The sequence below is a fragment of the Methanoculleus sp. UBA413 genome, from assembly GCF_002502935.1.
GTDB classification, from domain to species: Archaea; Halobacteriota; Methanomicrobia; order Methanomicrobiales; family Methanoculleaceae; genus Methanoculleus; species Methanoculleus bourgensis.
Map to the genome: position 1 here is coordinate 3,788 of NZ_DAQR01000109.1, position 19,103 is coordinate 22,890.

Below are 19,103 nucleotides of genomic sequence, written 5' to 3' on the forward strand. Positions count from 1 at the left end.
GATCGACCGGGGCGACAGCACGGCAAACGACGCCTTCCTCCACGCGGGAGTGAACTACACGGTGCCTCCCGAACTCAGGGTAGAGACGATGGCGATGTTCGCCGCGATGGAGTGTGCCGCGATGCTCCTCATAAACCCCGGCGCAGAGGTCGCCATCGCCGGTTCCATGGCCCCCGCCATCGCTCCCGGGGTGAAGGCGCTCCTCTCCCGGGAAGTCGCTGTCTACGACGAATGGTCTGCGGCCAGGGGCTTAGCGAGGATCGCCCGCGACGTCTTCTCGGGGGCATCGGAGATCCTTGGGCTCGCAGTAGACCTCTAACCTCTGCAGGCGTGACGGGATGCCACCCGGGGGAAAAGCGGCCTTCGCGCTCCGTACGCATTTATGAGGTTTGGGATAGTACATCTGACCAGGAGAGGAGAGCCAGAACTATGCAGCAAGAATGTTCCAGCATCGCCGACCTCATGCTCCTGATGGCATCGAGCATTGAGGATGTGGCACGTGCCATCGATCAGGAGAGTGCAGCCCGGTTCCTCGATAAGATCCTGAATGCAAAACGGATCTACGTGGCAGGCGCAGGGCGCTCGGGGCTGGTTGCGAGAGCGTTTGCCCAGCGCCTGATGCATCTTGGATTTGAGAGTTACGTCATCGGCGAGACCATCACGCCCGCATTCGGGCCGGGGGACGTGCTCGTCGCCTTCTCGGGCTCAGGAGAGACCAGGTCGGTCGTGGACGCCTGTGAGACTGCCCGGGATATCGGGGGGACGATCTGCCTCATCACGTCGACGCCAGACTCGCGTATCGGGCAGATGGCAGACTGTATCATCGAGATAGGGAACAACCACCTCACGGACGCAGACATCCCGAGCGACTTTGAGATCCGCCAGCTCACCGGGCAGTACCGGTCGGTCTCCCAGTCCTTCGCCCCCCTCGGGACACTCTTTGAGACCGCAGCGCTGGTCTTCTCCGATGCGATCATCTCCGCCCTGATGGAAGTGAAACACTGCACCATCGAGGAGCTTCAGGACCGTCTCGCCAATGTCCAGTGAATAGGAGCCGGGAATCCCCGCTCAAGCTCTCTTTTGACCGGAGATTGTAGTCGCGGGTGCCAGGTGTTTGGGCACGCCCGGGCCTGCCGTTGCATGGGCAAAGTGCCGGTGTATTTATATTATTAATCATTAAGATTAAAACGGGGTTTTTGTTTGAGAGAGTTACGAATCCATGGGAGGGGCGGTCAGGGTTCCGTGACCGCCGCCGAGCTCATCGCTTTCGCAGCATTCGAGGGAGGCGTGTATGCCCAGGCGTTCCCTGCCTTCGGTGTGGAGCGACGGGGCGCCCCGGTGCAGGCGTTCGTCCGTTTCAGCGACGAAAAGATCCGGTTGCGCAGCCAGGTCTACGAGCCAGACTACATCATCGTGCAGGACCCGACCCTGATCGGGGATGTCGACGTCTTTATGGGCATGGAAGCGGGCGGCATCGCCATCGTCAACACCGAGAAGCCAGACTTTGATGCCAACGTCCCGGAGGGCGTGAAGGTCTATACCATCGATGCGACCACCATCGCGCTCGAGGAACTGGGCGTGCCCATCACCAATACAACCCTGATGGGCGCGTTCGCCGCAGCCACAGGCGAGATCAAACTCGAATCTCTGGAACACGCACTGCGGAACCGGTTCTCAGGGAGCATGGCTGATAAGAACGTCAGGGCAGCAGAGCGCGCGTACAACCTGATCGGAGGTGCTGCGTAGTGGCACTACGAATCGGCTGTGCCGCGCCCCCGGGCAGGGCACTCGAGAATAAGACCGGCGCCTGGCGGGTCTTCAAACCGGTCTTTGATCCTGAGACCTGCAGCCGGTGCGGCATGTGCGCCCTGGTGTGCCCTGAAGGGTGTGTCCACGAGACCGAGGAGGGGACGTTCGAGCCCGACCTCGACTACTGCAAGGGGTGCGGCATCTGCGAAGAGGTCTGCCCGAAGAAATCGATCCAGATGGAGAAGGAGGAGAAATAGATGATGGAGATTATGGAAGGGTCGCATGCGGTGGCCGAGATCGTGAAACGCTGCCGCCCGCAGGTGGTCTCTGCCTACCCGATCACGCCACAGACGCACATCGTCGAGGATCTTGCCCAGATGGTGGCGAACTGTGAACTCGACGCCGAATACATCACGGTCGAGAGCGAGTTCTCGGCCCTCTCCGCCTGCCTCGGCGCGAGCGCGGCAGGTTCCCGGGTCTACTCGGCAACGACCTCCCAGGGCCTCGCCCTGATGTTCGAGGTCTGCTTCAACGTGGCGGGGATGCGCCAGCCGATCGTGATGACGATCGCGAACCGCTCTCTTGGCGCGCCGCTCTCGATCTGGAACGACCAGCAGGACTCGATATCCCTGCGCGACTCCGGGTGGCTGCAGTTCTACGCTGAGGATAACCAGGAAGCCGCCGATCTCCACATGATCGCCTATAAGGTCTGTGAAGACCACGACGTCCTCCTGCCGGCGTTTGTCTGTTTCGACGGGTTCATCCTCTCGCACACCTACGAGCCGGTCGACCTCCCCTCGCAGGAGGAGGTAGACGCCTACCTGCCCGCCTTCACACCCTACCAGCGGCTGGATGCTGAGGAGCCGCTGAGCTTTGGGATGTACGCGACGCCCGAGTACTACACGGAGTTCAGGTACGAGATCGACCAGGCGATGCGCCGCGCTAAAGAGGCGTTCATCAGGGCAGGCCGCGAGTTCGGCGAGCAGTTCGGGAGGGACTACTCTGCCCTTGTGGAGGGCTACAGGCTCGATGACGCCGATACCGCGCTCGTTGCCATGGGCTCCATCTGCGGCACGGCAAAAGACGCTGTCGACGAGATGCGCGATGCCGGCCGGAAGGTAGGACTCTTGAAGATCCGGACCTACCGGCCGTTCCCAGGCCCTGAGATCGCAGAGGCGCTCAAAGGTGTCTCGACGGTGGCGGTGCTCGACAAGAACATATCGCTCGGGAATGGCGGAGCGGTCGGCACCGAGGTGAAATCGGCGCTCTATGGTTCCGGTGCAGCCGTCTACGACTATATCATCGCTCTCGGTGGGCGCGATGTGCGCAAACGCGATATCGCCGCAGTCGTCGACCTCGCCGAGAAGGGAGAAGGAGACATGTTTTACGGATTACGGACGGAGGTGCTCTGAATGGCTGACGTAGAGCAGGGATGCGAGCTCTTCTCGGCAGGACACCGGGCGTGCGGAGGGTGCGGACCGGCGCTTGCGGCCCGCCTCCTCCTCAAGGCGACCGGAAAGAACGTCATCATCGCCGCCTCGACGGGGTGCATGGAGGTCTTCTCCACGCCCTATCCCGAGACAGCGTGGGGGGTCCCCTGGATCCACTCGCTCTTCGAGAACGTTGCAGCGGTTGCGTCGGGCATCGAGGCGTCGCTGAAGAAGCAGGGGCGCAGCGAGAAAGTCGTCTGTATCGCCGGCGACGGCGCCACGTTCGATATCGGGGTGCTCTGTATCAGCGGCGCCTTCGAGCGTGGTCACGATATCACCTACATCTGCTACGACAACGAGGCCTACATGAACACAGGGATCCAGCGGTCGGGTGCGACGCCCTATGGCGCAAGCACCACCACGAGCCCGGCGGGGGCGTGCGCGCCCGGGGGCAACCCGCTCCCGAAGAAGGATATGCCCGCGATCCTCGCTGCTCACGGTGCGCCCTATGTGGCGACCGCTTCGATCGCCTACCCAAACGACTTCATAAAGAAGGTCGAGCGCGCGATCAACACCCCCGGCCCCTGTTACATCCAGGTGCACACTCCCTGCTGCACGGGATGGGGCTTTGAGTCCGGGGAGACACTCGCTATGGCCAAACTCGCCATCGAGACAGGTCTCTGGGTGAACTACGAGATGGTCAACGGTGTGGTGGAGAAGGCAAAGAAGGTGAGGCGCAAGCCTGTCGAGGAGTACCTCGCGAAACAGAAGCGCTTCCGGCACCTCTTCAGGCCCGCCCGGCTTGATGCTGAGATCGCGAAGATCCAGGCGATCGCTGATGCGAACGCCGAGCGGTTCGGGATCGATATCAAGGTGAAGGAACCCTCAGAGTAAACCCATCCCAACAGGGCGGGGCTCTTCGCCGCCCTCTCTCTTTTTGATCGGCGTCATGCATCCCGATCTCTCTCCTGTTCGCCGCCGTCCCTCCACAAGCAGCGGCACCAGTCTTCCGGTCGACGAACGATTCAGCGACCGATTCTTACCCGAGACTGTCGGCGCTCTGTGCCCGCTCTCAGGCCGAGAGAATCGTCACGACGAAGTACAGTCCAAAGAGGACCATGGCAAGCCCGCTCGCCTGCACCACTCGTTTGTAATGCTGCCCGAGGATGTTCGCTCCCCGTGAGACCGCGATCCCGAGCAGCCCGAGCCAGGCGATATCGGCGCCGATATGCCCGACGTAGAACGCGACGAACGAGGGGTGGAGTGCGAGAAACCCGACACCGAACGTGAGCCACCAGACCCACCAGTAGGGGTTGCCGAGGGTGCAGGCCGCCCCGAAGGCAAACGGCATCCGGGCTTCGTCACTCACGACGACGGCATCACCGGCGCGGAGGAACTGCATAATGCCGAACGCGACCAGGACAGCCGATCCTAGAAGCGCGACGATCTCGATGTACGGGATATCGCGCACGCCGAAGGCGATGGCCGCGACCATGACCGCCTCCGGGATGCCGTGCCCGGCCACCAGCCCTGCAACGAACGGCCCCGGCCGCCGCGCCCCAAGACCGAGGACCGAGGCGGTCATTGGGCCGGGGGCTGCGGCTCCGGAGAGCCCGATCAGGAACGAAGCAGCGATGATGTCGAGCATCAGTCGTCCCTCTTCCATGAGACGAAGAAGGGGAGGAGGAGGACGATAGCGACCGCGAGCCATATGGTGCCGAAGGTGGTGAGCAGGAGCTCGCGCTCCGGAGTGTAGAAGCGGACCTCCACAGCCTGCACCTGGTCCCAGGTGATCTCCAGGGTCCCGTCAGGCCCGGGGGAGGTGACCCCGCCGCGGCTGACCATGCCAAGGAACGGGTTTTTGACGTCAAGACCCGGAGGGAGGAGAAGCGTTACAGCATACGGTGTATCAAAGACCGCCACAAAGTGGTTATCCCGCAGGGGAGCCCTGTAGGAGATGGTGTAGTTGCCCTCCGGAAAGGAGATAACACCCCTGCCCCGGTCACGGTACTCGACCGGGCCTGTGGGACCGAGCACCTCGACATCCTCGACCCGGAGCGGAACCCGCTCCCCAAGAGGCCCCGGGCTCCAGAACGTGTACTCGCTCGCCGTGACCTGGACCGACGCCTCGTAGGCGGTGCCGCCGGAGAGCACCCGGAAGGCGGCATCTTCGGCCGCCGCCGGGGTGCAGGTCAGTATCAGCGCAAGGCAGAGAGCAAGGAGTGCAGGTCCGCGTCGATCTCGATGGGAGGTTCGCATTGTTGTACCACTGTTTCGGGATCCTTTAAGAGATGGCCGGTCACCACACAGACGATCCGCTCGTCTTTATCGATCAATCCCTGTTCGGCAAGTTTCCGTATCCCGGCGACCGAGGCAGCGGAGGCAGGCTCGACCCCGATCCCTTCCATCCTCGCGAGGTCCTGCTGCATGCGAAGGATCTCGTCGTCGGTCACGGCCGCCGCCGTCCCGCCGGTCGCGCGGATAGCGACGAGCGCCTTCTCGGCGTTCACCGGGGCGCCGATCCTTATCGCGGTTGCAACAGTCTCTGGTGCCGGCTCAGGAACCAGTTCATCGAGGTTCTGCTCTATCGCCTTCACCACCGGCTGTGAGCCTGCTGCCTGGATCCCAGTCATCATCGGCAGCCGGTCGATGAACCCGAGCGCCTCAAGTTCCCGGAGTCCCTTGTAGACCGCAGAGATGTTGCCGGCGTTTCCGACCGGGAGGACGATCCGGTCAGGCACATCGCCGAGCTGGTCGATCGCCTCAAACCCGATCGTCTTCTGTCCTTCCAGGCGGTAGGGGTTGACCGAGTTTAAGAGGTAGAGACCGTGGCTGATACAGAGTTCGTGTACCATCTCAAGCGCTCGATCAAAGTTGCCGCGGATGGAGATGACCCGTGCGCCGTGCATCAGCGCCTGGGCGACCTTGCCGAGCGCCACCTTCCCGGCGGGCAGGAGGACGACACAGGGGATGCCGGCCTTCGCCGCGTAGGCAGCAAGGCTTGCGGAGGTGTTCCCGGTGCTTGCGCAGGCAACGCTCGTCATCCCGAGCTGGCGGGCCATACTGACGCCCACAGTCATGCCCCGGTCCTTGAACGAACCGGTCGGGTTCATACCCTCATGCTTGGCGTAGAGCTCAGGGAGTCCCAGTTCTTTGCCTATCTTTTCTAAATGGTAGAGCGGTGTGCCTCCTTCCTGGAGGGAGACTGGTTCGCCCCGCACCGGGAGGATCTCGCGGTAGCGCCAGACCGAGAGGGGGCGGCGGTCCCATTCGTCCCGGGAGACGTCGATGCCGTCCAGGTCGTACTCGACGGTCAGCAGGTGTCCGCAGTGTTTACACGTATAGATGATCTGGTCCGGTGCGTAGGTCGCAGCACAGTGAACGCAGACAAGACGGTACATAGAAAATCGTTGAACGCACGGATACGTATAGATATGGTATCCGGGGATCAGGCCCGGTCCCGGTTCCGCTGCGGCCGCACGCGGCAGACGAGTATGAAGAGCAGCCAGAGGAGAAGGGCGACGCCGGGTGCGAGCCGCCTGAGCTCCTCCGGGGTCGCGCTGGTTGCGACCGGTGCGATGAGCATCATGACCGTTGCCAGCGCAAGCACGATGGCAAAGACCGTCGGGCGCACCTCGAAGTTCCCCCATGTCCGGACGCGGCCCGCCAGTCGCCGCCGGGAGAAGGGGTAGAGCCAGGCGACGCCCGCCGGGGTGCAGGTGTCCTCGACGAGGTGGAGGATGCACCCTGCAAAGAATGCAACCCCGAAGGCAGGGAGGAGCGCGAGAGAGATCCCGAGCCAGGTGAGGATGAGCGCCAGATAGCCGGAGAGGAGCAGGGAGGTCAGCCCGACGCCCGCGAACGAGTGGAGCAGTCCCCGGTGCCGGTGCCGGTAGCTCTTCCGGAGGATGAGCGCGAAGACGAGGGAGAGCGGGTAGTAGATGAGATACCTGATGGTGTAGCCGAAGACCGGGAGCACCACGGCAAGACCGTTTACGATCTGCCCTCTCTTTCCTTTCCCCCCGCCAAGCCGGCCGTTGAAGATCGCCGCGTCGGCGGCGTCCGCGTCAGGTGCAAGCGAACCTACGAAGACGCCGAAGAGGAGGACGGCGATCAGAGCCGGGTCGAGGACGGCGATCCAGGGAGCGATGAGAAGCCCGGCCGTGGTGAGACTGAGATAGACGTGCTGGTCGCCTCGCATTGAATATCTCTATAAACTGGAGAGCAGTCTGTGATAAAGGTCACTTCTGCGGTCTGAAAGTGAAGGGAGGCTTTTTTGGGCAGCATGGACCGCCGCAGGATCGAGTTTGACGAAGAGGGGCTCTTCACCGGCCCCGGCCCGGGCAATGACCTCGCCGTCGGGGTCGGCGGCGAGCGATCTCCCGCAGTAGATCCCGTCGGGCCCGCCTGCCGTGTTGACCCCGGCCACGTAATACCGGTTCTCGAGAGCGCGAGCGGGGAGCAGGGTCTCCCAGTGGCGCACGCGACAGCAGGGCCATGCGGCCGGCACCAGGACACACTCGGCCCCGGCAAGCGCGTAGATGCGGAAGAGTTCCGGGAACCGGAGGTCGTAGCAGACGGCAAGCCCAAACGTCGTCCCGTCGACGGTGAAGGTGGCGATACGGTCGCCCGCGGTGTAGTAGCGGTCCTCCCCGCCGGGGGAGAAGAGATGGATCTTCGCGTAGGCTGCAAGGATATCCCCACCTGGACCGAGCACCACGGTGGTGTTTCTGGGACGGCCTCCCTGCCCCGCCTCGATGATGGATCCTACGACTGCGATGCGGTTCTTTTTTGCAATCTCGCTGAACGCGGCAGTGAGCGGACCGTCCAGGGGCTCCCCGGCCCCGGGCGGGATCTCGGGGGACCATCCGGTTATGAACTGCTCGGGAAAACAGATGAGCGATGCTCCGGCCGCGGCGGCTTCCTCAGCCATCCGGGCGGCCGCGTCCGGGTCGCCCCGGCCCCCGGCAACCTGGGCAAGCGCTATCGTGGTCATCGCAGGGACAGGTCTCCCCTGGTCCTGCAGGAGAGGATGAGCATGGCGGCGCCGAGGACGATGAGGGCGGCCAGGGTCACCATGATGTAGGGGGCGAACGGGACCTCGACCGAGAACGTCAGCGCTCCGATGAGGATCCCGCCCGTGATGATGCAGCCGCTGACCAGGGCCGCCCCCGCGAGTGTAAGGTCGTGTTTCATGCAAGGCCTCCGGTGAGGATGGGGAAGGCTGTCCTGAGCCCGATGATGATGAACTGGACCGCGATCGCGATGAGGAGCATACCCATCAACCGGTTGACGGCGCGATACTCCCGCTGACCGATGCGCCGGACGATGACGTCGGAGTGCCGCATCATGTAGTAGGTGATCCCGATGGCGGTCGCGGCGGCCACCGGGACGATGGCGATTGCGACAATCCCCATCCCCACCGCCTCGTTCATGAGCACGATAGCGGATGTTATGGCACCGGGCCCCGCGATCATCGGGATTGCAAGCGGCATGACTGCGATGTCGTCTGCATCCTGGCCTTCGTACTTCTCGGTCGCGGTCATCTGGGTCCTCGACGTCTTTGCATAGACCATATCCATACCGATGCCAAAGAGGAGGAGACCGCCTGCGATGCGGAACGCCTCAATGGAGATGCCGAAGAGCTGCAGGATCCAGCCGCCTGCGATGGTGAAGATGAGCAGGATAATCAGGGCGAACTCGCTTGAATCACGTGCAACCTTGAGTTGTGTTGTCCTGTCCATCGTGCCGGTGAGGGAGACGAAGATCAGGGTGGCGGCGAGCGGGTTCACTACGATGATGATCGAAGAGAAGCTCAGCAGCGCAAAACTCAGGAGGTCCACCATGGGTGATCAGATATACGAGGGGTTCGATATTAGCACTTGCGGTTTTCCGGCGGGATAGGGAGCCCATCTTCCTGGAAATGCAGGTTTGCAGGGGTTCTCCATGCCGGGAGGCCCTGGCGGTGCGTGGGCGTTGTGACACGACCTCGCGCAACCATCGCAGGGAAATATTAGATGCAATGATCCACTAGTAGACCATTTCACCTTATTTTGCGGTCCTGATGCGGATCGCCAGCCGCTCGCGTGAGGCAATGTTGCACATGAACACGACCGATTCCCCGGGCGAGCCCGGGCAGTGGACCGTGGTGGGCATCGCCCTGGGGTGGGGGCAGGGGAGGGGGCGAGCCCCCTCCCCCCACAACCCAGAACCCGGACACGGTGGAACAGAACAGGGGAGCCTCCCCAGTCGCCAACCCGGGGGAGGTCTTCGTGGAACGGTTAGCTGCAATACTCCACTAGAGAAACGATTCCAAAAAATAGTTGTCTCCGCCGGTTTCTCCGGCGTTCACTCGTAGAGGACGGGTTCGTCAACTTTTGAGTACTCGATCAGCTCGGCAGGCGCGAAGTGGATGCCGATCTCGCGGACGGCGCTTGCGGGGGAGTCGGATGCGTGGATCACGTTCCGCCCGATATCAAGACCAAAATCGCCGCGGATGGAGCCCGGTGCTGCCTCTGCAGGGTTTGTGGCGCCGATCATCGTTCTGACAACCGCAGCCGCGCCCTTCCCTTCCCAGACCATCAGGAAGCAGGGTCCGCTCATGATGTAGGCTTTCAGCCCCGGGAAGAAGGGCTTTTCCAGGTGCTCCCGGTACTGTTCGACAACCCGCTCTTCGGGGAGGGACTCGAGTTTTGCCGCTGCAAGCTTCAGCCCCTTCGCCTCAAACCGGGAGACGATCTCCCCGATGAGTCCACGCTGGACGCCGTCGGGCTTGACCATCACGAATGTGCGATCCATGCCGGATCACTCTTTGCCACGGGCTCTCCGTCCGGCCGTGGTCCACTGGACACGGCGCGGCACACGGCCAAGCCTGTAGTTGTTCTGGCACTTGCTGCTGCAGAAGTAGTAGATAGTCCCGTCCCGCCTGACAAACATCTTGCCGGTGCCGGGCTCCAGGGCCTCCCCACAGAAACTGCAGATGAATCTGTCGACCATGGTTACCGCCTCGAGAGCTTCTTGGCTTCACGCTCGGTCTCGAGCAGCGAGAGGATGTCTCCCTCCCTGATGGGGCCCACTGTGTTGCGGGTGATGATCCGGCCCTTGTTCGGACCATCAAGGACCCGGCACTTCACCTGCTGGGCTTCGCCATGCATCCCGGTGAGGCCGATGACCTCGATAACTTCTGCGGGCGTTCCGTCGTTTGCCATAACCTTAACTCCTCACTCTCTCAGTGCAGTTATCTGCTTTGCGATCTCCTCAACGAGATCCTTTGCCTTACCGGGCTTAACGATAGCGGCGGCTGCAGAGCCTACCTCGAGGCCGCTTGCCAAACCGATATCGTTCTGCTTTGTGATGTAGACAAAAGGAATCTGCTTCTCGTCGCAGAGCGGCGGCAGATGCATTACAATTTCCTCTGGCTCAACATCTGACCCGATAAGAACCAGCTGGGCGGTGTTCCGTTCTACTGCCTTAGTTGCCTCGTTGGACCCTTTCTTCACCTTACCGGTATCTCTTGCTATCTCAAGAGCTTCAAGGGCCTTATTCTGGATCTCTTCAGGAATCTCAAATTTCACATATGCCTTTGCCATAACTCACCTCTTTCAGGGGCAGGTATCCCGCCCCGTCATCATTCATCAGTAGCGTAGCTGATCGAATGTGCTCTATTATGTCAATAGGACGAGAGATAAAGGTTTGTCATTTGGCCACGCCGCGAGGGGTGCGGCCCGGTCATCTTCGCGCCTCCTCGCATGATCCTGGCTGCCGGCAGTATTATGCCGGGATCCGGTATACCTGGACTCCCTCAGCATCATAGATGAGTTCGAGCGCCTCCACCGGGAGCGAGACCGTGTAGCGGTCGCGCTCTTCGGCACCCACGTAGAGCAGAGTCGCGTTGTACGCCCGCGCAAGGTCGATAGACCGCGATGGTTGCTCGTATATCGCCCGCACGTCGGCCATCCGCTCGCTTATACCACCCTCCTCTCCCCGCCACATGTACTCGTGGAACGGCATCCCGAGGACCGCCGGGATACCGGAGAACGACGATACCCGGGAGTAGTAGGTGTAGTCCCCGCCCTCAGCCTCGACGATGACATGGTCGCCCGGGAGGTCCCTGAGGAACGCGATCGCTGCCGCATCCCCCGGGTGCGACCCCACAAGATACGCCGCACCGTCGAGGGTGCGGCTCCCGTAGCCGAAGTCGATGTTGATCGCAAAGGGCATGGTGAGGAGGACCGCAACGGCAAGCACCGGGAGCAGCCTCCCCACCCGGTCAGGCACGCGCCGGCCGACCCCGGCGCTCCGGAGCCACTCCCCGATGACGATTGAACTTGCCGTCCCCATCAGGAGCCAGGCCGGGAGGTAGAACTTGAAGACAGTGTTCATCCGGAAGTATGTCTCGCCCATGTTGTCCTTGAGGTAGAGGAACTCGGTGGCGATGATGATCAGGAGCCCAAGAATCGCGAGCGTATCTGCGACCGAGAACCGGCGGCGGACAACGAGGTAGACGAGCGGGACGGCGGCGATGGCCGCGGCCGGATAGCCGGCGAGCACGAACGGCACCGCGGCGAGCAGGAGGTAGGGGCGCTTCCGGATATCAGGGGCGCAGGCGGCGACGAGCACCGCGAGGAAGAACCCGTGGACCAGCAGGAACTCTGCCGGGGCGGAGGGGACCGTGACGATCCCGACCCCCCCGATCCCGGGGCTGTTGAGCTGGAAGTAGAACGGGAGGTAGGCTGCGATCGCGAACGGCGGCACGGTCGCAAGCACCATCCAGGACTTCTCCCGGTCCCGGGAAAAGTTCCCGTAGCGCCGCCAGATAAGGAGCCCGAAGACCAGCGTGACCGGGGCATAGACCAGCACATCCCAGGAGTTGATCCCGGGCATCGACCCAAGAGCGAGGGCAGCTAGCCCGCAGAGGACCGCGCGCCCCCGCATCGAGAGGTTTCCCCAGCGCATGTAGGCAAAGACCAGCAGGAAGAGTAGGAACGTCTGGTTGAAGAGGCCCATGACGTGCGGGTGGACGTCGCCCCAGAGCATCGAGAAGAGGGGATACTCGTTGATGGTGCTCTCGATCGTCCGGGTGCTCCCCCAGAGGATCTCTGACCAGGGAGCCCCGGTCAGGATCAGGTAGACCGCAGAGGGGTTCGGGAGGAGGAGCACCAGCACCGGGAGCCACCGGTAGCGGTTCAGGAGAAGATGTCCAAGGGCGTAGAGCGAGACGGCGGCAAGCCCGAGCACGGTCGGGAGGACGAGGTTGAACGTGACCGTCGAAGGCACGCCGGCCACAAGCCCGAGCGCTCCGCTCATCCAGTAGCCGATGTAGTAGTAGACGTCCAGGGTTCCGCCCGCGTACCAGGGGTCGAGCGGCGGGACGACCGGATGCCGCATGATCGATGCAAGGAACGCGTGGTCCATGAACTTCTCGGCGTAGGAGATGGTCGGGTTGATCCATCGCACCTCGAGCATGAAGAGGAAGGGGATCAGGAAGGCAAGGTCCCAGGGGAGTGCTGATCGCAGACGCTCTCTCGTGTAGAACCCCCGTGATCCCGCCCAGACGATCGCCCCCAGGGCCGGCAGGAGGGCGATCCAGACCGGAAGACCGAAAAGCCCACCGTACCATGAGAGGAGTGTGAACGTGAGGACCGATGCCGGGTATGCGGCAGCGGCCGCGAGGTTGCCGAGGGTGCGGTCGAGCGCCGGCCAGGTACCGAGGTGGAGCACCTTGATGACCGCGAGCCAGGAGAGCACCGGGAGGATGATCTCACCCGCCAAACGTCTCCTCCTTCTGGATCTCCTTTCTCAAGACCTTCTTTAAGAGGTCTCTCGACCAGTCGCCGAAGTAGTAGATCGACCCGACGCCCCCGATGACCGTGACCATGTTCTTGATCAGGTGGTCGATGACCGCGATCAGGGTCGCCGTGGCTGCAGGCGTCCCCGCAAGCCCGAAGGTCAGCGCGAGCGCGAGTTCATAGGTCCCCACCCCGCCGGGGGTGACCGGGACCGCTTTCACGAGGTTGCCGATGACGATCGCGAGGACGACGATGCCGAACGGGACCGGCTCCTGGAACATCAGGACGACCGCGAAGCAGACCAGGATATCGACGATCCATATGAGGAGCGATGACCCGCTGAGCACAACGAGAGCCCGGGGGTTGAGGGAGGCCTGCTTTACCTCATCAAGCATCCTCTGGATGGCGGCGATGAACCGGTTCTCTGACTCTATCCTGCCCGACCAGAGGAGGACGGCAAAGAAGGCGCCCCCGGCAGCGAGCGGGACGATGATGACGGTGGTAAACCAGTCCGGGACAGCAAGGACGGCCAGGATGAACGGGAGCGCGATGACACCGAGCACCGCGATCATCAGGGCGTCAAAGACCCGCTCGACGACGATGGACGAGAACCCCTGCGAGTAGGTGGCGTCATCCTCGCGCTTGAGGATAAGCATCCGCACAAAGTCTCCGAGCCGGGCGGGAACAATGAGATTTGCCGTCTGGGATATGAAGATACAGGCGGTCGCAAAGCCGAGGCTTTTTGGGATGTCAAGCCCCCGGAGGATGAACCGGTACCGAAAACCCCTGAGGATCCAGGCAACAATACAGATCCCGACCGCGGCAAAGAGAAAGGGCAGCACAGCATGCTCAAGCGTCAGCAGGAGGTCGTCCCATACCCGGTAGAGCATGTAGGCGATAATCCCGACCGCGACCAGGGTGGGGATGACGATCGCGCTAACCTTTTTCCACATGGAGGTGCCACCAGAGGCGCATTACCGCCGATCCCATCTCGATGACGTCTTTCCTGCGCACCGTCGTCCCCGGCCCCTGCCGCCACCGCACCGGGAACTCCTGTATCCGGTACCCGCTCTTCTGCGCCCGCACCAGCACCTCGGTATCCCAGAACCAGTGGTCAGCGGTGACCGTCGGGAGGAGGGCAAGGAGGCGGTCACGCCGAAACCCCTTAAACCCGCACTGGTGGTCGTGGAGCGAACTCCCAAGAACCGTCCTGACAAGCAAGTTGTAGCCGCGGCTCGCGATCTCCCGCCCGCCGCTCCGGGTGATATCGCTCTCCGGGAGGAGGCGGGAGCCTGTTGCGATATCGTAGCCCTCGCGGATGGCGCCGACCAGTTCAGGGAGGTGCTGTATGTCAGTTGCGAGGTCGACGTCGTAGTAACAGACAATAGATCCTTTCGCCCCGGCAAACGCACGGTTGAGCGCCCGCCCTCGCCCGAGCCGCTCGTCGCTGTGCATCAGATGGACCCGGGGGTCTCCGGTCTCGTACTCCCTGACGAACTCGGTGCTCCCGTCGGTGCTCCCGTCCTCAGCGACGATCAGTTCAAAACCCCCTGGTGCGATCGCTTCCAGCGTCTCAAGCGATCGGGGGATAGCAGCTTCGAGCGCCGCACGGTCGTTGTAGACCGGGAGCACCGCGCTCACCTCGATCTCAGGCATGAGGGTACCTCGCAAGAACCCGCCTCGCAACCTCCTCTCCGGCGACGATCGACCCGTTCATGCTCCGCTCCGGGTAGTTTGGGGGGCTGAACATCCCGGCAAGGAAGAGCCCGTGCTCCTCGTAGGCAGGCAGGCGGTCCCGGAGCCCGGTCGTGTAGACCGGGCCTGCATAGGGGTCGACGGCAAGCCGGTGCCAGTGCACCTCGCTTGCGCTGACTGAGAACCGCCTGCAGAAGTCTGCAAGCATCGTCTGCTCAAAGCCTTCCGGGAGCCGGCCCGCAAAGTAGGAGGCAAGGTAGACGAGATGTTCGCCGTACCATGCGAGCGGTGCGAAGTTGGTGTGCGAGACCACCGCACCGTAGGGGGCCGCATCCTTCATGTTCAGCCAGTAGATGCCGTCGGTGACGTCCCGGTCGAGCGCGAGGGTCATGCAGGCGGCACCCTGGTAGGGCACCGGGGCGATATCCACGCCGGCAATCTCGGCGGTCACCTGCGGGGGGAGTGTCGATACGACCGCGTCGTAGACCTCTCCGTTGACGAGCCAGCCGCCGCCATCCCGCCTGATCTCCCTGACCGGGGAGTCGAGCATGACCGAGGCCCCCAGCCCTTCAACCTCTTCCTGGAGCCGGGCGATGAGGTGCTGGAACCCTCCCCGAAGGTAGCCCAGGCGCTCACCCCCGGCACCGCGGTCAGACCTGATCGCGATCCTGGATATGAGCCAGGCGGCGGAAACCTCGCCCCTGCGGTCCCCGAACTTGCTCTTTAAGAGCGGTTCAAAGAACGAGGAGTAGATGCCGGGGCCGAGGTTATCCAGGATGAAGTCTTTTGCGGTGATGTTATCGAGCGCGGAGACGTCGAGCCGCCGGGACCGCAGGGTCAGCAGGCCGAGCCGGGCCTTCTCGGTGAACGTGAGGTGAGGGTAGCGCAGGATCTCGATCGGGGTGGTAAGCGGGTGGATGGTCCCGTCGACATAGTAGCCGGTGGACCCCCGGAGCCATTCCAGCCGATCGGCCACCTGCAGGGTATCGAGGAGGGCGAGGAGACGGGCGTCACCGGCAAAGCAGTGGTGGTAGTATTCCTCGATCCAGTAGTCGCCGATCCGGTATGAACCAAGGCAGCCGCCCGGAACCGGCCTTCGCTCGAAGAGGTCTACCTGGTGTGTTCCGGCAAGGTTGAGAGCCGAGACCAGACCGGAGAGACCTCCCCCCACAACACAGATCTTCATCTTTCATCACAACGTGTGAAAATTATAAGAACATTTTTGGCTTATACAGTATACAACGTCTTTATACATAAACGTCGATATTATTTGATTAGTTATTATGAGGGTGTGAAGCTGAATGAGGGTCTTCTTCATAGGATTCGGTCAGGCCGGGGGCAAAGTCGTCGATATGTTCATAGAACAGGACAAACGACTGCAGACCCAGAACTTCAGGGGAATTGCGGTAAACACGGCACGCACTGACCTGATGGGGCTTGACAATATCGAGTTGAAAGATCGGCTCCTTATCGGACAGACAGTGGTTAAGGGCCATGGAGTCGGGACCGATAACGTAACCGGGGCACGGGTGACCGCCGATGAGATTGACAGTATTATCAACGCCATCGACTCCCGGGGCACGCACGATGTCGATGCTTTCGTCATCGTCGCCGGTCTCGGCGGTGGAACGGGTTCGGGGGGCACGCCGGTCCTGGCCCGGCACTTGAAGCGCATATACCGCGAACCGGTCTACGCGATTGGTATCCTGCCCGCTCCTGAGGAAGGACGGCTCTATTCATATAATGCGGCCCGTTCCCTGAGCACCCTGGTGAACGAGGCGGATAATACGTTTATTTTCGACAACAGTGCCTGGAAGAACGAGGGTGAAAGTGTCAAGGATGCCTATACCCGGCTGAACGATGAGATCGTCCGACGGTTCGGCGTGCTCTTCCGTGCAGGTGAGGTCGGCAAGGCGGGCGTCGGTGAGATGGTCGTAGACTCAAGCGAGGTCATCAACACCCTTCGTGGCGGCGGTATCAGCTCCGTCGGATACGCCATCAGCGAGAAGGTCAGCCCCCGCACGAAGCAGTCGCAGGGGCTCTTCTCCGGCCTCCTGCGGAAGAAGGAGAAGACCGAGGAGGTGCTGACCGGGGAGGACAAGTCTGCAAAGATCATTGCTCTCGTCAGGCGTGCTATGCTCGGGCGCCTGACCCTGCCGTGCGACTACTCGACAGCGGAGCGAGCGCTGGTTCTCCTTGCAGGCCCGCCGGATGAGATGGACCGGAAGGGTGTGGAGAAGTCGAAGAGCTGGGTCGAGGAGAACATCGCCGGCGTCGAGGTGCGTGGCGGGGATTATCCGGTGCAGAGCGATTACGTCGCTGCCGTGGTGGTTCTTGCGACGATCGGGAACGCTCCCCGGATCACAGAGCTCATGGAGATTGCGAAGTCCACGAAAGAGGATGTCCTTAAATCAAAGGAGAAGCGCACTACTATGTTCGATGACGGTATAGAGCCATTGTTCGAGTGAGGGAGGCGTGTATGAAGGCAAATATCAGCAGATGGATCATTCTCCTGCTGGCACTGGTCTGTGTCGTGCAGGCGGCATCGGCATTCGATGTTAAGACAGCGACCGTCAACCCCGCAAGCGGTGATCTCGAACCCAGCCAGGAGGTGACCGCGCACTACGTGATCGCCTACAACATGGACCCCGCCAACTCGGACGGCGAGTCGTTTGATTTCAGCACCGGGCTGCGGGATCCCGCATGGACGTTCATTGTCTACCGTGACGGGATTCCCATCTATACCACCGAGAAGACCGGATACTACCCGTCCCTGGGATCGTTTGAGCTCGCCTACAAAGACAAAGTCGAACTGGACGTCCAGCTCCGCGGTACCGTGCCCAAAACCTCGTCAGGGGAGATCGAGATAGTCAAGCTTGAGCACATCAAGAACAAGCACGTAGAGGGCACTCCCTACCGCATGACCCGCAAGGTCGTGAGCGCGGAGCAGGTCGGGAGTTCTCTCTCGGTCCAGCAGCAGAATCTCAAGACATTAAAGGCGGATATCGATGCCAGGGCTGCAGATGGCGTGGATGTCTCTGCTGCGCAGGCCAAATACGACGCCGCCAGCAAGGCGCTCACCAGTGCCGCATCGGCAGCCCCCTCGAAGGCGGCGGAATACATCGCCTCCGCCATAAAGAACATGGACGAGGCAAAGCCGCTCCTCGATAAGGCATGGGCCGAGAAGGAAGTCTCTGATACCGGTGCGGCGCTTGAGTCCCTGGATAACAAGATCAACTACTTTGTCGAGAACCGCTCCATGGGCGGGGATCCAAGGGTGGTCTCCATCGTGACCAAGCGCGAGAGTGCCGTCCAGTTCTACTCTCAGGCAAAGGATGGCCTGAGTGCGAGCAACTATCAGCTAGCCCGTTCGAAGGCGGCTGAAGGTCTGAACAAGGCAAACGAGGCTTTGAGCGACGCAGACGCCCTGCGGGATGAGATCGGCGAGGGGTTCAGCCTCGGCGGTAACATCCTCCTCTATGTAGGCATTGGAGTTATTGTCGTCCTCGCCATCGTGGGCGTTGTGATCTACCGGAAGAAGACCCGCTGGGACGAGCTTGGATAACGCTGGAAAAACTTCTCCTTTCACACCCTGGTTTTTAGAGAACTCAGACAATTCACTCTTTTCTCACAAAGCCGCATGAGGCTGCCCCTCAGGCTGCACAGATGGAAACAATTTCTCCTGATCGTAGGTGGTTGCAGGACAGACCTTTCCCCGTCTCACCCCGGGCAGGGGACCGTGGTGAGCATCGCGCCGGGAGGGGGTGTCCCCCGGCCCGGCAGTAGTGGTTTGGGAGAGGCCTCAGGAGATCCTCGACCGCCAGATATCCCCTGCTCCCCGGACGCTCTCGACCGCTTCGTGAGCAGACGAGGTAGCGTTCTCCGGCATACCGCTTCCCGGATAGCCGGTCTCGACCGACTGCAGGATGTAGATCTCCCTCTGCATCTGGTTGTTGGCGCCGGTCAACCCAGCATTCTTGATTAAAACGAGACCGCTGTCTTTATCGACGACGTAGCGTATATCGAAACTGGTCCCGAGGTTTGCATAGTAGTACACCTGCGCATTCCAGACTTGGCCGGCAAGTTCCAGCGGCCCTTCAGCGACCAGGAAATCCGGGCCGAAGGCGGGATTATCGAGATCAACCCAGAACGGTATCAACCCCATGCCCGGGTCTCCGGGTTGATATGACCATGTGCCCGTATACAGGGTACTTCCGTCAATACCGCTGATCACCACCGAGTCGCCGGAATAGCCGCCCGCAGCATCCCTGCCGGTGATCGTATCGGTCAGGAAGCCGTAGACCCCGGTCCCCTCGTAATGCACCCACCGCTCCATCGGGTCGTCGGGATCGATACCGTAGTATGGGGTTAATGCGGCCTGATACGTCACCGTCGTTCCGGGCTGCACCCAGGCGGGCGGGGCCATTGCAGCAACCTGACA

23 protein-coding genes and 1 pseudogene are annotated in these 19,103 nt (G+C 61.9%); 8 read left to right on the top strand and 16 right to left on the bottom strand.

Annotated elements, in window-relative coordinates:
• The 6 genes and pseudogenes from BP858_RS08935 to BP858_RS08960 all read left to right on the top strand — a co-directional run.
• Window positions 1-319 (top strand): annotated as a pseudogene (locus BP858_RS08935) (methanogenesis marker 12 protein); the annotation flags it as partial.
• Between the two features lie 110 nt (window positions 320-429).
• Window positions 430-1,047, top strand: a complete 618-nt coding sequence (gene hxlB, locus BP858_RS08940) for a 6-phospho-3-hexuloisomerase (RefSeq protein WP_286879327.1) — start codon at window positions 430-432, stop codon at window positions 1,045-1,047.
• Between the two features lie 153 nt (window positions 1,048-1,200).
• Window positions 1,201-1,746: a pyruvate ferredoxin oxidoreductase subunit gamma gene (locus BP858_RS08945; protein ID WP_014866594.1), complete on the top strand. Its 546-nt coding sequence runs from the start codon at window positions 1,201-1,203 to the stop codon at window positions 1,744-1,746.
• Window positions 1,746-2,006, top strand: coding sequence for a 4Fe-4S binding protein (locus tag BP858_RS08950; protein ID WP_074175137.1), 261 nt, complete (start codon window positions 1,746-1,748; stop codon window positions 2,004-2,006). Before BP858_RS08945 ends, BP858_RS08950 begins: the two co-directional genes overlap by 1 nt.
• Entirely contained in the window at window positions 2,007-3,161 is a 1,155-nt protein-coding gene (gene porA / locus BP858_RS08955; protein WP_214166597.1) for a pyruvate ferredoxin oxidoreductase, read from the top strand. It begins immediately after the preceding gene.
• Window positions 3,162-4,073 (top strand): thiamine pyrophosphate-dependent enzyme, encoded by a 912-nt coding sequence (locus BP858_RS08960; protein ID WP_014866591.1) that lies wholly within the window; start codon window positions 3,162-3,164, stop codon window positions 4,071-4,073.
• A gap of 178 nt (window positions 4,074-4,251) precedes the next feature.
• Here BP858_RS08960 and BP858_RS08965 read toward each other — a convergent pair whose 3' ends face one another.
• The 15 genes from BP858_RS08965 to BP858_RS09035 form a co-directional block, all read right to left on the bottom strand.
• Window positions 4,252-4,827 carry a LysE family translocator gene (locus BP858_RS08965; RefSeq protein WP_286879328.1) on the bottom strand — a complete coding sequence of 192 codons (576 nt, stop codon included), beginning with the start codon at window positions 4,825-4,827 and terminating at the stop codon, window positions 4,252-4,254.
• A complete protein-coding gene (locus tag BP858_RS08970) occupies window positions 4,827-5,438 on the bottom strand; it encodes a DUF5803 family protein (protein ID WP_286879329.1) in 612 nt (203 codons plus the stop codon). The genes BP858_RS08965 and BP858_RS08970 overlap by 1 nt, the downstream gene beginning before the upstream one ends.
• Window positions 5,378-6,580: a threonine synthase gene (gene thrC / locus BP858_RS08975; protein WP_281768456.1), complete on the bottom strand. Its 1,203-nt coding sequence runs from the start codon at window positions 6,578-6,580 to the stop codon at window positions 5,378-5,380. Before thrC ends, BP858_RS08970 begins: the two co-directional genes overlap by 61 nt.
• Window positions 6,581-6,627: 47 nt before the next feature.
• Complete coding sequence (locus tag BP858_RS08980; protein ID WP_286879330.1) at window positions 6,628-7,380, bottom strand: metal-dependent hydrolase; 753 nt, start codon at window positions 7,378-7,380, stop codon at window positions 6,628-6,630.
• 9 nt (window positions 7,381-7,389) lie between these two features.
• On the bottom strand, window positions 7,390-8,175 hold the full coding sequence (locus BP858_RS08985) for a nitrilase-related carbon-nitrogen hydrolase (RefSeq protein ID WP_286879331.1): 786 nt from the start codon (window positions 8,173-8,175) through the stop codon (window positions 7,390-7,392).
• Entirely contained in the window at window positions 8,172-8,375 is a 204-nt protein-coding gene (locus BP858_RS08990; RefSeq protein WP_062262229.1) for a hypothetical protein, read from the bottom strand. Before BP858_RS08990 ends, BP858_RS08985 begins: the two co-directional genes overlap by 4 nt.
• Entirely contained in the window at window positions 8,372-9,025 is a 654-nt protein-coding gene (locus BP858_RS08995) for a MarC family protein (RefSeq protein ID WP_062262227.1), read from the bottom strand. The genes BP858_RS08990 and BP858_RS08995 overlap by 4 nt, the downstream gene beginning before the upstream one ends.
• 502 nt (window positions 9,026-9,527) lie before the next feature.
• Window positions 9,528-9,977 carry a nucleoside-diphosphate kinase gene (gene ndk / locus BP858_RS09000; protein WP_014866583.1) on the bottom strand — a complete coding sequence of 150 codons (450 nt, stop codon included), beginning with the start codon at window positions 9,975-9,977 and terminating at the stop codon, window positions 9,528-9,530.
• Window positions 9,978-9,983: 6 nt separating this feature from the next.
• A complete protein-coding gene (locus BP858_RS09005; protein ID WP_014866582.1) occupies window positions 9,984-10,175 on the bottom strand; it encodes a 50S ribosomal protein L24e in 192 nt (63 codons plus the stop codon).
• A gap of 2 nt (window positions 10,176-10,177) precedes the next feature.
• On the bottom strand, window positions 10,178-10,387 hold the full coding sequence (locus tag BP858_RS09010) for a 30S ribosomal protein S28e (protein WP_014866581.1): 210 nt from the start codon (window positions 10,385-10,387) through the stop codon (window positions 10,178-10,180).
• Between the two features lie 12 nt (window positions 10,388-10,399).
• Window positions 10,400-10,768 (bottom strand): 50S ribosomal protein L7Ae, encoded by a 369-nt coding sequence (rpl7ae, locus tag BP858_RS09015; protein WP_014866580.1) that lies wholly within the window; start codon window positions 10,766-10,768, stop codon window positions 10,400-10,402.
• 181 nt (window positions 10,769-10,949) lie between these two features.
• Window positions 10,950-12,950, bottom strand: coding sequence for a DUF2298 domain-containing protein (locus BP858_RS09020; protein WP_286879332.1), 2,001 nt, complete (start codon window positions 12,948-12,950; stop codon window positions 10,950-10,952).
• Window positions 12,940-13,920 (bottom strand): lysylphosphatidylglycerol synthase transmembrane domain-containing protein, encoded by a 981-nt coding sequence (locus BP858_RS09025; protein WP_214166603.1) that lies wholly within the window; start codon window positions 13,918-13,920, stop codon window positions 12,940-12,942. The genes BP858_RS09020 and BP858_RS09025 overlap by 11 nt, the downstream gene beginning before the upstream one ends.
• A complete protein-coding gene (locus BP858_RS09030; protein ID WP_286879333.1) occupies window positions 13,904-14,623 on the bottom strand; it encodes a dolichyl-phosphate beta-glucosyltransferase in 720 nt (239 codons plus the stop codon). Before BP858_RS09030 ends, BP858_RS09025 begins: the two co-directional genes overlap by 17 nt.
• Window positions 14,616-15,848 carry an NAD(P)/FAD-dependent oxidoreductase gene (locus BP858_RS09035; protein ID WP_074175127.1) on the bottom strand — a complete coding sequence of 411 codons (1,233 nt, stop codon included), beginning with the start codon at window positions 15,846-15,848 and terminating at the stop codon, window positions 14,616-14,618. Before BP858_RS09035 ends, BP858_RS09030 begins: the two co-directional genes overlap by 8 nt.
• Window positions 15,849-15,963: 115 nt before the next feature.
• Here BP858_RS09035 and BP858_RS09040 point away from each other — a divergent pair, with 115 nt between their 5' ends.
• Complete coding sequence (locus BP858_RS09040) at window positions 15,964-17,130, top strand: tubulin/FtsZ family protein (protein WP_074175126.1); 1,167 nt, start codon at window positions 15,964-15,966, stop codon at window positions 17,128-17,130.
• Between the two features lie 11 nt (window positions 17,131-17,141).
• Complete coding sequence (locus BP858_RS09045; RefSeq protein WP_074175125.1) at window positions 17,142-18,227, top strand: hypothetical protein; 1,086 nt, start codon at window positions 17,142-17,144, stop codon at window positions 18,225-18,227.
• A 237-nt stretch (window positions 18,228-18,464) separates the two neighbouring features.
• Here BP858_RS09045 and BP858_RS09050 read toward each other — a convergent pair.
• The coding region (locus tag BP858_RS09050) for a hypothetical protein (protein ID WP_286879334.1) at window positions 18,465-19,103 on the bottom strand (639 nt) is incomplete at its 5' end.

Excerpts from the sequence above, each read along its gene's own strand:
- BP858_RS08970 (WP_286879329.1), bottom strand. The coding sequence starts at position 5,438 with ATGCGAACCTCCCATCGAGATCGACGCGGACCTGCACTCCTTGCTCTC.
- BP858_RS09025 (WP_214166603.1), bottom strand. The coding sequence starts at position 13,920 with ATGTGGAAAAAGGTTAGCGCGATCGTCATCCCCACCCTGGTCGCGGTC.
- hxlB (WP_286879327.1), top strand. The coding sequence starts at position 430 with ATGCAGCAAGAATGTTCCAGCATCGCCGACCTCATGCTCCTGATGGCA.
- BP858_RS09035 (WP_074175127.1), bottom strand. The coding sequence starts at position 15,848 with ATGAAGATCTGTGTTGTGGGGGGAGGTCTCTCCGGTCTGGTCTCGGCT.
- BP858_RS09005 (WP_014866582.1), bottom strand. The coding sequence starts at position 10,175 with ATGGTCGACAGATTCATCTGCAGTTTCTGTGGGGAGGCCCTGGAGCCC.
- BP858_RS09040 (WP_074175126.1), top strand. The coding sequence starts at position 15,964 with ATGAGGGTCTTCTTCATAGGATTCGGTCAGGCCGGGGGCAAAGTCGTC.
- BP858_RS09045 (WP_074175125.1), top strand. The coding sequence starts at position 17,142 with ATGAAGGCAAATATCAGCAGATGGATCATTCTCCTGCTGGCACTGGTC.
- porA (WP_214166597.1), top strand. The coding sequence starts at position 2,007 with ATGATGGAGATTATGGAAGGGTCGCATGCGGTGGCCGAGATCGTGAAA.
- BP858_RS08985 (WP_286879331.1), bottom strand. The coding sequence starts at position 8,175 with ATGACCACGATAGCGCTTGCCCAGGTTGCCGGGGGCCGGGGCGACCCG.
- BP858_RS09030 (WP_286879333.1), bottom strand. The coding sequence starts at position 14,623 with ATGCCTGAGATCGAGGTGAGCGCGGTGCTCCCGGTCTACAACGACCGT.
- BP858_RS08980 (WP_286879330.1), bottom strand. The coding sequence starts at position 7,380 with ATGCGAGGCGACCAGCACGTCTATCTCAGTCTCACCACGGCCGGGCTT.
- ndk (WP_014866583.1), bottom strand. The coding sequence starts at position 9,977 with ATGGATCGCACATTCGTGATGGTCAAGCCCGACGGCGTCCAGCGTGGA.
- BP858_RS08995 (WP_062262227.1), bottom strand. The coding sequence starts at position 9,025 with ATGGTGGACCTCCTGAGTTTTGCGCTGCTGAGCTTCTCTTCGATCATC.
- BP858_RS08990 (WP_062262229.1), bottom strand. The coding sequence starts at position 8,375 with ATGAAACACGACCTTACACTCGCGGGGGCGGCCCTGGTCAGCGGCTGC.
- BP858_RS08965 (WP_286879328.1), bottom strand. The coding sequence starts at position 4,827 with ATGCTCGACATCATCGCTGCTTCGTTCCTGATCGGGCTCTCCGGAGCC.
- thrC (WP_281768456.1), bottom strand. The coding sequence starts at position 6,580 with ATGTACCGTCTTGTCTGCGTTCACTGTGCTGCGACCTACGCACCGGAC.
- BP858_RS08960 (WP_014866591.1), top strand. The coding sequence starts at position 3,162 with ATGGCTGACGTAGAGCAGGGATGCGAGCTCTTCTCGGCAGGACACCGG.
- BP858_RS09010 (WP_014866581.1), bottom strand. The coding sequence starts at position 10,387 with ATGGCAAACGACGGAACGCCCGCAGAAGTTATCGAGGTCATCGGCCTC.
- rpl7ae (WP_014866580.1), bottom strand. The coding sequence starts at position 10,768 with ATGGCAAAGGCATATGTGAAATTTGAGATTCCTGAAGAGATCCAGAAT.